At 39.3% G+C, this 13,285-nt stretch carries 13 protein-coding genes; 12 read left to right on the top strand and 1 reads right to left on the bottom strand.

What is annotated here, in order from left to right:
• Positions 1-46: 46 nt before the first annotated feature.
• From V7121_RS13000 to V7121_RS13050, 11 genes are all read left to right on the top strand, one after another.
• Positions 47-1,354: a dihydrolipoamide acetyltransferase family protein gene (locus tag V7121_RS13000; protein ID WP_335546770.1), complete on the top strand. Its 1,308-nt coding sequence runs from the start codon at positions 47-49 to the stop codon at positions 1,352-1,354.
• A gap of 134 nt (positions 1,355-1,488) precedes the next feature.
• Positions 1,489-3,372 carry a methylmalonyl-CoA mutase subunit beta gene (locus tag V7121_RS13005; RefSeq protein WP_335546772.1) on the top strand — a complete coding sequence of 628 codons (1,884 nt, stop codon included), beginning with the start codon at positions 1,489-1,491 and terminating at the stop codon, positions 3,370-3,372.
• 37 nt (positions 3,373-3,409) lie between these two features.
• Positions 3,410-5,551, top strand: a complete 2,142-nt coding sequence (gene scpA / locus V7121_RS13010; protein ID WP_335546902.1) for a methylmalonyl-CoA mutase — start codon at positions 3,410-3,412, stop codon at positions 5,549-5,551.
• Positions 5,551-6,666 carry a methylmalonyl Co-A mutase-associated GTPase MeaB gene (gene meaB, locus V7121_RS13015; protein ID WP_335496200.1) on the top strand — a complete coding sequence of 372 codons (1,116 nt, stop codon included), beginning with the start codon at positions 5,551-5,553 and terminating at the stop codon, positions 6,664-6,666. Before scpA ends, meaB begins: the two co-directional genes overlap by 1 nt.
• Positions 6,667-6,778: 112 nt before the next feature.
• Positions 6,779-7,216: a BrxA/BrxB family bacilliredoxin gene (locus tag V7121_RS13020; RefSeq protein ID WP_335496198.1), complete on the top strand. Its 438-nt coding sequence runs from the start codon at positions 6,779-6,781 to the stop codon at positions 7,214-7,216.
• Positions 7,217-7,341: 125 nt separating this feature from the next.
• On the top strand, positions 7,342-8,508 hold the full coding sequence (locus V7121_RS13025) for a M20 family metallopeptidase (protein WP_335546774.1): 1,167 nt from the start codon (positions 7,342-7,344) through the stop codon (positions 8,506-8,508).
• Positions 8,509-8,712: 204 nt separating this feature from the next.
• Positions 8,713-9,489, top strand: a complete 777-nt coding sequence (locus V7121_RS13030) for an ABC transporter substrate-binding protein (RefSeq protein WP_335496192.1) — start codon at positions 8,713-8,715, stop codon at positions 9,487-9,489.
• A gap of 62 nt (positions 9,490-9,551) precedes the next feature.
• Positions 9,552-10,211, top strand: a complete 660-nt coding sequence (locus V7121_RS13035; RefSeq protein WP_335496189.1) for an amino acid ABC transporter permease — start codon at positions 9,552-9,554, stop codon at positions 10,209-10,211.
• On the top strand, positions 10,204-10,926 hold the full coding sequence (locus V7121_RS13040) for an amino acid ABC transporter ATP-binding protein (protein WP_335496186.1): 723 nt from the start codon (positions 10,204-10,206) through the stop codon (positions 10,924-10,926). The genes V7121_RS13035 and V7121_RS13040 overlap by 8 nt, the downstream gene beginning before the upstream one ends.
• Before the next feature lie 111 nt (positions 10,927-11,037).
• Positions 11,038-12,033 carry an aromatic acid exporter family protein gene (locus V7121_RS13045; protein WP_335546775.1) on the top strand — a complete coding sequence of 332 codons (996 nt, stop codon included), beginning with the start codon at positions 11,038-11,040 and terminating at the stop codon, positions 12,031-12,033.
• A gap of 22 nt (positions 12,034-12,055) precedes the next feature.
• On the top strand, positions 12,056-12,568 hold the full coding sequence (locus tag V7121_RS13050) for a L,D-transpeptidase (RefSeq protein WP_335496180.1): 513 nt from the start codon (positions 12,056-12,058) through the stop codon (positions 12,566-12,568).
• Positions 12,569-12,608: 40 nt separating this feature from the next.
• Here the strand turns inward: V7121_RS13050 and prli42 are convergent, their stop codons facing one another.
• On the bottom strand, positions 12,609-12,707 hold the full coding sequence (prli42, locus tag V7121_RS13055; protein ID WP_335496177.1) for a stressosome-associated protein Prli42: 99 nt from the start codon (positions 12,705-12,707) through the stop codon (positions 12,609-12,611).
• 163 nt (positions 12,708-12,870) lie between these two features.
• Between prli42 and mce the strand changes: the two genes are divergently transcribed.
• On the top strand, positions 12,871-13,284 hold the full coding sequence (mce, locus tag V7121_RS13060) for a methylmalonyl-CoA epimerase (RefSeq protein WP_335496175.1): 414 nt from the start codon (positions 12,871-12,873) through the stop codon (positions 13,282-13,284).
• The last annotated feature ends 1 nt before the right edge of the window (position 13,285 follow it).

Below are 13,285 nucleotides of genomic sequence, written 5' to 3' on the forward strand. Positions count from 1 at the left end.
CTTAAGGGGTTAGGTGTCAGGGCTGGACAATAGGAGTGTGTAAATAGTGGTAATTGAACAAATCAAAATGCCTCAGTTAGGAGAAAGTGTAACCGAGGGCACGATTAGCAAATGGCTAGTATCTGTAGGGGATAAGGTAAATAAATATGACCCCCTGGCAGAAGTGATGACAGATAAAGTAAATGCGGAAATTCCATCCTCCTTTTCGGGTGTAATAAAGGAACTGATAGCTGAAGAAGGTGATACCTTAGCTGTTGGGGAAAAGATTTGCACGATCGCATTGGAAGGTGATACAACGGAAGATACACCTAAACTATCAATGGCAGTTGACTCTAAGCCTGCCATAAGCGGCGACGAAAATGCTGCACCGGAAGTTGACCAAGGAAACAAAGCCCGATACTCACCAGCTGTTTTAAAAATTTCTCAAGAACACGGCATTGATTTAACTAAGGTGTCAGGTACTGGTGCAGGTGGAAGGATTACAAGAAAAGACCTCTTAAAACTTATCGAATCAGGAAACATTCCTGAAGCAGGACAAAGAGTAGAAGCTAAAACTGAGCCTGCTGCTGTCAAAGAACCAAAACAAGAAGTGGCTCCGTCTGCTCCAACGCATACACCACTGGCACCAGTGGTAAATATCCCAGTTTCCGTTGGTGACATTGAAATTCCAGTTACAGGCATCCGTAAAGCAATTGCCGCTAACATGCTGCGGAGTAAACACGAAGCACCACATGCTTGGACTATGATTGAAGTGGATGCCACGAATTTGGTGGAGTACCGTAACTCTTTAAAAGATGAATTTAAGAAAAAAGAAGGCTTCAATTTAACCTTCTTCGCATTTTTTGTGAAGGCAGTTGCCCAGGCATTAAAAGAATTTCCCCAAATCAATTCGATGTGGGCAGGAGATAAAATCATCCAAAAGAAGGATATCAACATTTCAATTGCAGTGGCAACAGATGATGCACTCTATGTTCCTGTCATAAAACAGGCAGATGAAAAAACAATCAAGGGAATTGCGCGTGAAATCGCTGAACTTGCTGTCAAAGTGAGAACAGGTAAGCTAAGATCTGAAGATATGCAGGGTGGAACCTTCACCGTGAACAACACGGGTTCGTTTGGCTCTGTTCAATCCATGGGAATCATCAATTATCCACAAGCAGCTATCCTTCAAGTCGAGTCAATCGTCAAACGTCCAGTAGTTATGAATAATGGAATGATCGCTGTTCGTGATATGGTAAATTTGTGTATGTCACTTGATCATCGAGTATTAGACGGATTAGTTTGTGGTCGTTTCTTACAGCGTGTAAAAGAAATATTAGAAAATACATCAAAGACAACGACTTCGATTTATTAATATAGTCCAAACCGCTGCCAATATGGCAGCGGTTGTTTGTTTTTGATTGCTTGAAATGTGTTTGTGCCATAAAATAGTATTTAGTAGAATTATTTGAATTTTAATGCAATTATACAGGAAGGGGGATGAGGAATATGGAAAAAATAAAGAATCAGTCTTTTCCTTCAGTTACAACTGATGAATGGAAAGATAAAGCAGAACAATCATTAAAAGGGAAGGCCATTGAATCTTTACAAGCCACTACATATGAAAACATTATTTTGAAACCGCTTTATACACCTAAAGATATGCTAGAACTATCAGATTATCCAGGAGGTTCAGATTTTAGAAGGGGGATTTACCCGTTAGGATATATGACAAATGATTGGAAGGTGGCCCAACGACTATCCTGCCAAACAATCAGTGAATTGCAGGAAAAACTACATCAATCATTTGCAAATGGTCAAGCAACAATCTCCTTTTATGTCTCAAAAAGCTTGTTAGAAATAAATCAATCACTGGGATCAGTTTTAGCAGATTTTTATGAACAATATCCATTTGCCATTAACGCCAAAATGTTACAAGCTCCAATGCTTGCAGATTTAGAAAGAATAGTAGAACAAAAGGGAGATAGCAACATTAGTGGCTATATTGGAGCAGATCCAATTGCAATCTTTGCTGAAGAAGGTAGTATTTCAGAGGAATATTTTAATAAGTGGGTAACCAGCATCCTTAGTTCAAGTCAAAAGTTGCCTGCTTTGCGAACCATTCTAATTGACTCTTCGATTTATAATAATGGCGGGGCTAGTGCTGTTCAAGAACTAGGCATCGCCGTTGCAGTGGGAGTAAATTATCTTGAAGAACTTCAGGAAGCGGGCATGGATCTCGAGGATATCTTTGCCAAGATGATTTTTCAATTTTCAATTGGCAGCAATTTCTTCATGGAAGTTGCGAAACTTCGCGCAGCACGAGTGCTTTGGTATCGAATTAGCAGTGTTTATGGGGCTGATGAGGATAGGGCTAAGATGCATATTGCAGCGGAAACGTCCTCGTTTACAAAAACAGTAAATGATCCCCATGTTAATCTCCTTCGTGCGGGAAATGAAGCATTTGCCGCTGTTTTAGGGGGGATTCAATACTTACATGTGAGTCCATTCAATGAGCTTACGGGAGCCACTCCTTTGTCAGAAAGAATTGCTAGAAATACTCAACTGCTGTTAAAGGAAGAAGCACAGTTGAAAAAGGTTATTGATCCGGCTGGGGGTTCCTGGTATGTAGAACAATTAACAAATGAACTAGCTGAAAAAGCATGGGGATTTTTCCAGCAAATTGAAGCAAATGGCGGTATTAGAGAAGCTTTAAAATCAAATTGGCTTCAGCAGCAAATAATGGCTGTTTATAAACAAAGGAACCATGATGTCCTAACGAGAAGGAAAAGTATGGTTGGATCCAATGTCTATGCTAATTTGGATGAGGAAATTACATTTAATAATCTACAAACGAGAGGCTCATATTTTGCTAATGAGGAGAATGCGTTAAAAATAGAGGAAATTCCAAATCGCAGGTTAGCTGAACCCTTTGAAAGATTACGACAAAAAGCCATCAAGCTTGAAGAAACATTAGGGTCTAAGCCAACTATTGGTTTGCTTTGTCTTGGCGGGTTAAAGCAGCATAAAGCGAGACAAGATTTTATGAAGGGTTTTCTTGCAGCCGGAGGTTTGAAAGCGCAGGAAAGTAAACCAATTCTAACTGTAGAGGATGCCAGAAAATTTGTTATCGAACATCCGGGCAGGATTTATTGCTTATGCGGTACGAATGATCAATATGAAATAATCGGACATGACATCCTAGCTGCTCTGAAAACTGAATCAACAGAACTGACTTTATATCTGGCGGGCCTGCCAGACAAAGAAAAGCAGGACCTGTGGCACGTTGAGGGAATTAAACAGTTTATCCATATGAAAAGTAATTGCTATGAAACACTGGAAGCCATTCTTAGTGAGTTGGAGGTGAGTGAGGTTGAAGAAACAAAAGCCTGACTTTCAAAAATTATCCTTATTTGATGAACAAAAATTGATGACAAAAGAAGAGTGGCAGCAAAAAGCCTGCAAAGAAATAGATAGGAACATTGATGATCTGCTGTTTGAGACGAATGAACAAATCAAATTAAAACCGCTCTATACAAAAGAGGACCGTCTAGATTTAGAGCATTTAGACGATTTACCAGGACTCCCTCCCTTTACAAGAGGACCATATCCAACGATGTATGTAAATCGCCCATGGACCGTTAGACAATATGCAGGATTTTCCACGGCTGAGGAAAGCAACGCCTTTTATCGCAGGAATCTGGCCATGGGACAAAAGGGATTATCGGTTGCGTTTGATTTAGCTACGCACCGAGGCTATGATTCTGATCATCCACGAGTAGTCGGTGATGTGGGTAAAGCAGGGGTTGCCATCGATTCAATTCTTGATATGAAGACGCTATTTGAGGGGATCCCGTTAGACCAAATGTCTGTCTCCATGACTATGAACGGTGCGGTGCTGCCGATTCTTGCTTTTTTCATCGTGACGGCTGAAGAACAAGGGGTAAGTCAAGAAAAACTAGCGGGTACCATCCAAAATGATATTTTAAAAGAATACATGGTTCGAAATACGTATATTTATCCACCGGACATGTCAATGAAAATAATCGCGGATATCTTTGAATATACGTCCAAACACATGCCTAAGTTCAACAGTATTAGTATATCAGGCTATCATATGCAGGAGGCGGGGGCGCCGGCTGATATAGAACTGGCTTACACGCTTGCAGATGGCTTGGAATACGTACGGACGGGTCTGAAGGCAGGAATTGAAATTGACTCTTTTGCACCAAGATTGTCCTTTTTCTGGGCTATTGGGATGAATTACTTTATGGAAGTTGCAAAAATGCGTGCAGCAAGATTGATTTGGGCAAAAATGATGAAATCGTTCCATCCACATAACGAAAAGTCTTTAGCGTTACGCACACATTCACAAACATCAGGCTGGAGTTTGACAGAGCAGGATCCGTTTAATAATGTCACCAGAACTCTGATCGAAGCGCATGCTGCTGCCATGGGACATACTCAATCCCTGCATACAAATGCCTTGGATGAAGCGATTGCACTGCCAACCGATTTTTCTGCACGAATTGCCCGTAACACGCAATTGTTTTTACAAGAGGAAACTGGAATTACTGATGTGATTGACCCGTGGGCAGGTTCTTACTACGTTGAAAAATTAACAGACGAATTGGTTCATAGAGCTTGGACACATATTGAAGAAATAGAAAGTCTCGGTGGAATGGCTAAGGCAATTGAAACCGGCTTACCAAAAATGAGAATTGAAGAAGCTGCTGCTAGAAGACAGGCACAGATTGATTCCGGTAAGGAAACGATTATCGGTGTTAATCGTTATCGCTTAGATAAGGAAGAAGCGATCGATATCTTAGATATTGATAATACTGCAGTCCGTATAAAACAAATTGAAAAGTTAAATACACTGAAAGCTAATCGAGATGACCGTAAAGTAAAAGAAACGCTTACTGCAATAACAAAAGCTGCAGAAACTGGTGAACAGAACTTACTAGCGCTGGCTGTCCAAGCAGCAAGAGCGAGAGCCACACTTGGGGAAATTTCTGATGCGATTGAGCATGTGGCGGGCCGACATAAGGCCGTTATTCGTTCAATCAGCGGTGTGTATAGTACAGCTTTTAGCAATGAAAAAGAAATCGACGAAGTAAAGAAAATGACGGATGAATTCCTAGAAATTGAAGGCAGAAGGCCAAGAATATTGATAGCAAAAATGGGACAGGATGGTCATGACCGCGGTGCAAAAGTGATTGCTACAGCCTTCGCTGACCTTGGTTTTGATGTTGATATTGGACCGTTATTTCAAACTCCGGAAGAAACAGCAATGCAAGCAGTAGAAAACGATGTTCATGTAATTGGAATGAGTTCGCTCGCTGCAGGGCATAAAACGCTTCTCCCGCAATTGGCAGCTGAATTAAAAAAGCTTGGCAGAGAGGATATATTAGTTGTTATTGGCGGTGTGATCCCGGCTCAGGATTATCAATTTTTATATGACCATGGTGCTTCAGCCATCTTTGGACCGGGGACGATAATTCCAGTCGCTGCACAAAAGGTCGTCAAGGAGATTTATCACAAACTCGGTTATGAGGAAGTGGACCAATAATGGCTCCAGATCAAAAGCCCGAATGGAGCGATCCAAACCAGCCAGATCATTGTTTAAGCGTGATTAAAAAGGGTGAAGAACTTGAAGGACAAATGTTATCCGTTCAACGTAATATCCGCTTTCAAAAACGCAGAATTTCTGAACCGACAGTCGATGAGCTATATGAAGGGGTCATAAACGGGGATAGGAGTCTATTAGCACGGGCTATTACGCTTGTTGAAAGTAATGCGGAACAGCATTTTCAAAAAGCACAGCAGCTCCTGCAGAAACTCCTGCCTAAAAGTGGTCAAGCGATCCGCATTGGAATTACAGGTGTTCCTGGTGCAGGGAAAAGTACTTTTATTGAGACCTTTGGTACGTACCTTTGCAACTTAGGACACCGTGTAGCGGTATTAGCGATTGACCCAAGCTCGAGCATAAGCGGCGGCAGTATCCTTGGTGACAAAACAAGGATGGAGCAGTTATCGAGGAACCCTCGCGCCTATATCCGTCCTTCTCCTACTGCTGGAAAACTAGGTGGGGTTCATCGAAAGACGAGAGAGGCGATGTTAATTTGTGAGGCAGCCGGTTTTGATGTCGTCTTAATCGAAACAGTCGGAGTTGGGCAAAGTGAAGTCATTATTAGAGATATGGTAGACTTTTTTATGCTATTAGTTCTTACAGGTGCTGGCGACGAATTGCAAGGGATGAAAAAAGGGATTATGGAGTTGGCTGATGCTGTCCTTGTTCATAAAGCTGATGGGGAGAACAAACAAACCGCTGAGCAGACGAGAAAAGAGTATAATCGTATCCTCCATTTTCTTCATCCCGCTACAAAGGGCTGGGCTACTAAAGCCTTTACATGTTCTTCTTTGACTCAAGAGGGGATAAGCGAAGTTTGGAATGTCATTCAGTCCTTTGAGGAAAAAGGTAAAACATCCGGTGTGCTATTTGAAAGAAGGAGAACCCAAGCGAAGGAATGGCTCTATTCTATGATTACTGACCAACTTCAGTTTCAATTTTTTCATCACCAAGGTGTGAAAAATTTGCTTCCAAAGTTAGAAAACGAAGTCATTGCAGGAGAAAAAACCATTGCTAGCGCGGTTGAGGCATTATTTACTATTTATTTAAGATAACAGACTGAAACCGCCATTGAATTCTTTGAAAGAAATAAGATTCTATATTTGAAAAAAACATATTTTTACTGTTAATATGTAGATATAGGTATAAATCTAAGGAGTGAATTTAATGAGCATGGATTTTAATTTCTTTATGAATGATGTGGTAAATCAGGCACGTCAAGAAATCGTGTCTGCTGGATATAAAGAGCTGAAAACACCTGAGGAAGTGGAAGCAGCACTTGAACAAAAAGGAACCACTTTAGTAATGATAAATTCTGTTTGTGGTTGTGCTGGTGGCGTCGCACGTCCGGCCGCTGCACATGCCTTGCATTACGATAAGCGCCCAGATCATCTTGTCACTGTTTTTGCAGGACAAGATAAGGAAGCAACGGAGAAGGCAAGAAGCTATTTCACTGGCTATCCGCCATCCTCTCCGTCATTTGCCTTACTAAAAGACGGTAAGATTATATCAATGGTGGAAAGACATCAAATTGAGGGGTATGATCCGGCAACAGTTGTATCAAAACTTCAAAAAGAATTTGATGAAAACTGCGAAGAAGTATAAAAAATGAATGAAAAAAGGTCAAATCGTAAATAGATTTGGCCTTTTTTTCTTGTCGAAATGATACTTTTAATGTATATTTATTAATTATTTCGCAATTTTAATCATAACATAAGGGAGTTTTCAGCATGAGGGATTTATTAAAAAGTCATTTAGTAACGGTTCAAAATCAATTATGGGAGATTAGTGATTCCTTATACCATCATCCCGAATTAGGTGATCAAGAATATGAATCTAGTAAACGATTAATAGAGTTCCTAGAGGAACATAACTTTGTGGTTGAAAAAGGAATTGTTGGCCGGCCAACAGCCTTTAAAGCTGTGTATGACAGCAAAAAGGATGGTCCAACAATAGCCTATTTATCTGAATACGATGCGTTACCCGAAGTTGGTCATGGGTGCGGCCATAATTTAATTGGGACGATGAGTGTTGGGGCCGGAGTGACGTTAAGTAAAGTCGTCAATGAAATTGGCGGCCGTGTGGTTGTACTAGGCACACCTGCTGAAGAAACAAACGGGGCGAAAGTGCCGATGGCAGAACAAGGTATTTTTGATGATATTGATGCGGCAATGATCTTACATCCTGCAGATGAATCTTATGAAAGTGGTGATTCTCTTGCCATGGATGCCATTCAATTTGACTTCCGTGGCAGAACTAGTCATGCGGCTGCTTCCCCAGAGATGGGCATTAATGCATTGGATGCTGTCATCCAATTATTTAATGGAATCAATGCGCTTCGTCAACATGTTACATCTGATGTAAGAATTCATGGGATTATTAAAGATGGCGGAGTAGCAGCCAATATTATCCCAGATAAAGCAGTCGCCCAATTTTATGTTCGAGCCAAGGATCGCACCTATTTAAATGAAGTAGTTCATAAGGTAATAAATATTGCGAAAGGGGCATCTTCAATGACTGGTGCAGAGGTTCATATTGAAAACTATGAATTGAGCTATGATAATATGGTTACCAACCATACCTTGTCCCAGTTATTTACTGCCAATCTTTTATCAACAGGTGTTAAGCAAGTAAAGAAAGCGAAGGATTCATATGGTTCGATTGATATGGGGAATGTGAGCCATGTTGTCCCAGCCATTCATCCCTATATTGGTCTTGATTCGCCTGGATTAATTGCCCATACAAGGGAATTTGCCAACATAACGATCACGGACAACACCCATCAGATTCTTTCAAAAGGTGCCTTGGCCCTTGCCTTGACTGGTTATGAATTAATAACCAATAAAGAAACATTGGAAAAAATGAAAGGTGAATTTCGTCAAACTGTATTAAGCTAAGTTTTAACAGAGGCATCCCTTCTAAAAGAGATGCTTCTTATTTTTATTAATATTATATTAAGATAATAGATTACAGAATTATTAGAATATTTTTATATTGGAAAAATATCTTTTCAAAATAAAATCTATGTGTTAATATTCATTTTGTTGAATAAAAATCCAAATCGACATTAACAGATCTTATTTAATACAGGGGGAAACATCATGAAAAAAACAGTTTTATTTTTTACGATGATAGTAACATTAGTGGTTTTGGCTGCATGCGGCCAGAGTAATAAGGACGGTGCAACTGGCGATAAAGCTAGTGATAAGAAAGTATTAACAATGGCCACTTCGGCTGATTTTGCTCCATTTGAATCAAGAGACCCATCAGGTAAGGTTGAGGGCTTTGATATTGATTTAGCGAATGCGATTGCTAAGGAATTAGGATATAAATTGGATATTAAAGACATGAAGTTTGATGGTTTAATTGGGGCAATTCAGGCTAAACGTGTGGATATGGTACTTGCTGGTATGTCTGCAACTGAAAAGCGCAAGCAAAATGTTGATTTCTCAACAGCATATAACCATTCAGGTGAAATGTTTATCACCCTTAAAGATTCTAAGATTAAAACAATTGATGATCTTAAAGGAAAAACAGTTGGAGTACAATTGGGAACCATTCAAGAAGAAGGTGCCAAAACTCTTCAAAAAAAGGTAGACTTTACGTTAAAGCCTTTAGACAATGCCACAACGTTAATTCAAGAACTATTATCGAATCGAATCCAGGTTGCCTATATGGACAAATCAGTTGCAACCGGGTATATAAAGGAACAAGGTTTAGGTGGATTTGACGATCCGACAACAAGTTCTCCTGGAATGGCTGTTGCTTTTCCAAAAGGCAGTGACTTAACTGAAAAAGTAAATAAGGTTCTTAAAGACATGGAGGATAATGGAAAACTCCAAGAATTAAAGGACAAGTGGTTAAAAGACCAGCAATAAGCATAAAATGAAATGCAACAGGGCTAGTGACACAAAGAAAATGATGAAGTGAGGTGTAAGGCATGAATTTGGATTTTAGCCAAATTGTGCCTTATATTCCTTTTATACTAGAGGGAATATGGGTTACATTAAAATTTGTTATTATTTCGATTATTGTAGGTTTTATTCTTGGAACAATTTTAGCTTTATGTAAAATTTCACGTATCAAAGCATTAAATTGGTTTGGAGATCTATACACATCTATTTTTCGTGGAACACCACTAATTTTACAATTAATGCTCATTTATTTTGCGATACCGCAATTAACGGGTTATGATATTTCACCATTCTTATCATCAATCCTAGCTTTTGGCTTAAATTCATCAGCGTATGTTTCGGAGATTATCAGAGCGGGAATTCAGGCGGTGGATAAAGGTCAAACCGAAGCAGCTCAAGCATTAGGAGTTCCTTATCGTTTGATGATGAAGGATCTTATTTTACCTCAAGCACTTAAAAATATCTTACCTGCATTAATGAATGAATTTATTACCTTAACAAAAGAATCAGCGATTGTCTCAACAATTGGATACTTAGATTTGATGCGCCGTGCACAGGTGGTTGGGGCGGATACGTATCGAAATTTTGAACCATTAATTTTTGTTGGTTTAATCTATTGGGTATTAGTCATGGTGCTTACTTTGGCAGGTAAACGGTTTGAACGGAGGCTGAAGTACAGTGATTAAAGTTGAAAACCTCTATAAACAATTTGGTCATAATGAAGTATTAAAGAATATTTCTACTAGCATTGATAGTGGGGAGGTAGTTTCGATTATTGGACCGTCTGGATCTGGTAAATCGACTTTTCTTCGCTGTTTAAACTTGTTAGAGACCCCTACAAAAGGGAAGGTTTGGATTAATAATCAAGAGATTACCGATAGCAAAACGAATATCATGAAAGTACGTGAGCAAATCGGGATGGTTTTTCAACACTTTTATTTATTTCCACATCTTTCGGTTTTGGATAACTTAACATATGCACCAATCAAAGTTAAAGGGGAGTCCCGAGATCTTGCTGAAAAAAAAGCAAGGGACTTACTTGCCCGTGTCGGTCTTTCCGAGAAAGAGAAAGCTTTTCCGAATAATTTATCAGGTGGCCAGAAGCAGCGTGTGGCGATTGCGCGTGCACTTGCGATGGAACCACAGCTAATGTTATTTGATGAGCCAACCTCTGCGCTAGACCCTGAAATGGTAAAAGAAGTACTTACGGTTATGAAGGATTTAGCTCAGTCGGGAATGACAATGGCGATCGTAACACATGAAATGGGATTTGCACGTGAAGTTTCTGACCGCATTATCTTTCTTGATGAAGGGGTATTACTAGAAGAAGGCTCTCCTGAGAACTTTTTTAATAACCCTAAGACAAGCAGAGCAAAGGACTTTTTGGAAAAAGTATTGTAGTAATCTCAATATTGAAATGGCATATCCTTGCAATGCATGATTTAATAAGGATATGCTTAAGATGGTCGAATCGACCATCTTTTTATTTCGTCTTTTTTTGGAGAGATTACTATGAAATTTCGGATCGGGTATCGGACAATGAAAACAGCTGTAGGGACTGCCATTTCGATTTTACTTGCACAGCAGCTTGGACTAGATAACTTTGCCTCCGCAGGTATCTTAACAATCTTATGTATTCAAGTAACAAAACGGAGATCACTCCGAACGGCTCTGGATCGTTTTCTTGCCTGCGTATTAGCCATGCCTTTTTCAGCTTTATTCTTTGAAGGAATCTCATATCACCCGATTGTCATTGGGATAATGTTATTTTTCTTTATACCAACGATTGTAATGCTGAAAGCGCCTGATGGTATTGTGACCAGCAGTGTTATTATTTTACATATTTATATGGCAGGGAAAGTAACCATGGCGATATTTTTAAATGAACTAGGGGTTATCGCGATCGGGATTGGGGTGGCATTACTCATTAATCTGTATATGCCAAGCGTGGATAAAAAGCTACAGAACTATGTAAGCAAAATTGAGGAGAATTTTAAGATCATTTTCTCTGAAATGGTACGATATTTAAGAATTGGGGATAGCAATTGGGACGGAAAAGAAATTACTGTTGGTGCTCGTTTACTAGATGAGGCAATCACACTAGCCCTACAGGATGTAGAAAACCACTTTTTACGAGATGAGGATACATATTTTCATTATTTTACAATGAGGGAAAAACAATTTGATATTATTGAACGTATTTTACCTATTGTCACCTCCATTACTCATACCGTAACGCAAGGACATATGATTGCCGATTTTCTTGAAGAACTTTCGGAGAACATTCATTCAAGAAATACGGCTCATATTTATATTCAAAAATTAAGAGAAATGAAAGTTACATTTGAAGAGATGGAGTTGCCGAAGACAAGAGAAGAATTTGAAGTGCGGGCTGCTTTACTACAATTAGTTAATGAAATGAAAGATTATCTAATTATTAAAAGTACATTTAAAGGATTAAAATCTTCCTCAGATGTGAATGAAACTGGTAGGCTTGAAGCAAACTAGGAAAAAAAGGCAGGTGGCTGCTTTGATAAAAATTTTATCGCATATCCTGATTGCTTTTTTCATTTCACCATTTTGGCCATTGGGACCAAATCCTTTGCCGGGTGACCCATTTGTTATAGTTAATAAAAGTAAAAATGAACTAGCTTTTATTAATGAAAATAAAGTTCAAACGGTCGTTAGCGTGGGTACAGGGAAAACCCAAGACTTAACGCCAGAAGGTCTTTTCACTATTACGGTAAAAGCTAAAGATCCTTATTTTCGGAAAGGGAATATTCCAGGAGGAGATCCAAAGAATCCACTCGGGGCGAGATGGATTGGCTTTGATGCAAAGGGAACGGATGGCAGAACCTTTGGCATTCATGGAACGAATCAGCCTTCATCAATTGGGAAATATGTCTCGCAAGGCTGTATCCGCACTCAAAACGAGGTGGTTAGCTCATTATTTCCACTAATACCTATAGGAACAAAAATATTAGTTATTTCCACAAAAAAATCATATGAGATCCTTGCCCAAGATTATGGAGCAATACAATAGCAAAGGGACTGTTCAAATGGAACAGTCCCTTTTTATATTTTTAAGACAAAAATTTACCGATTCCAATGAGGAGAGTTGAGGCCAACATGGCGAACAACATTAAATAAACAATAATTTTTCTCGTTTTCTTTTTTTTCAAAGTGGGTACCTCCCTTAAACATTTTGGAGCTTTATTTATATTGTACAAGGAAAAACCAGAATGAACAACGGAACAACTAAGTAATTTAGGAAGGATTTATGAACTTTTTAACGAATAAGATAATTGTCTAATTAATTTTAATATTTAGAACAGAGGGGTAATAATGATTAAAAAAGTTGATCATATTGGAATTGCTGTGAAGTCTCTTGAATGTACGCTTCCTTTTTATACCGATGTGCTGATGCTGCCATTACTAGGAATTGAAGAGGTTGAGACTCAATTGGTTAGAGTTGCTTTTTTACAGGCTGGAGGCACCAAACTTGAACTGCTTGAGCCAACTTCGAACGAAAGTGCCATTGCCAAGTTTATTGAAAAACGTGGTGAAGGCATCCACCATGTTGCATTAGGGGTCGAATCGATTAAAGAGAGAATTAGCGAGATGAGAGAAAAAGGGATACGCATGATTGACGAGGAGCCAAGAACTGGTGCAGGTGGAGCAAACATTGCCTTCATGCATCCAAAGTCATCCTCTGGAGTGTTATTTGAGTTATGCGAGAAGAAGGGGTTGAAGGGGTAGA

Source organism: Neobacillus drentensis (assembly GCF_036962125.1).
In the GTDB taxonomy this organism is placed as follows: domain Bacteria; phylum Bacillota; class Bacilli; order Bacillales; family Cytobacillaceae; genus Neobacillus; species Neobacillus drentensis_B.

Coding starts and splice junctions, on each gene's coding strand:
- V7121_RS13005 (WP_335546772.1), top strand. CDS start 1,489: ATGGAAAAAATAAAGAATCAGTCTTTTCCTTCAGTTACAACTGATGAA.
- scpA (WP_335546902.1), top strand. CDS start 3,410: ATGACAAAAGAAGAGTGGCAGCAAAAAGCCTGCAAAGAAATAGATAGG.
- meaB (WP_335496200.1), top strand. CDS start 5,551: ATGGCTCCAGATCAAAAGCCCGAATGGAGCGATCCAAACCAGCCAGAT.
- V7121_RS13020 (WP_335496198.1), top strand. CDS start 6,779: ATGAGCATGGATTTTAATTTCTTTATGAATGATGTGGTAAATCAGGCA.
- V7121_RS13025 (WP_335546774.1), top strand. CDS start 7,342: ATGAGGGATTTATTAAAAAGTCATTTAGTAACGGTTCAAAATCAATTA.
- V7121_RS13030 (WP_335496192.1), top strand. CDS start 8,713: ATGAAAAAAACAGTTTTATTTTTTACGATGATAGTAACATTAGTGGTT.
- V7121_RS13035 (WP_335496189.1), top strand. CDS start 9,552: ATGAATTTGGATTTTAGCCAAATTGTGCCTTATATTCCTTTTATACTA.
- V7121_RS13045 (WP_335546775.1), top strand. CDS start 11,038: ATGAAATTTCGGATCGGGTATCGGACAATGAAAACAGCTGTAGGGACT.
- mce (WP_335496175.1), top strand. CDS start 12,871: ATGATTAAAAAAGTTGATCATATTGGAATTGCTGTGAAGTCTCTTGAA.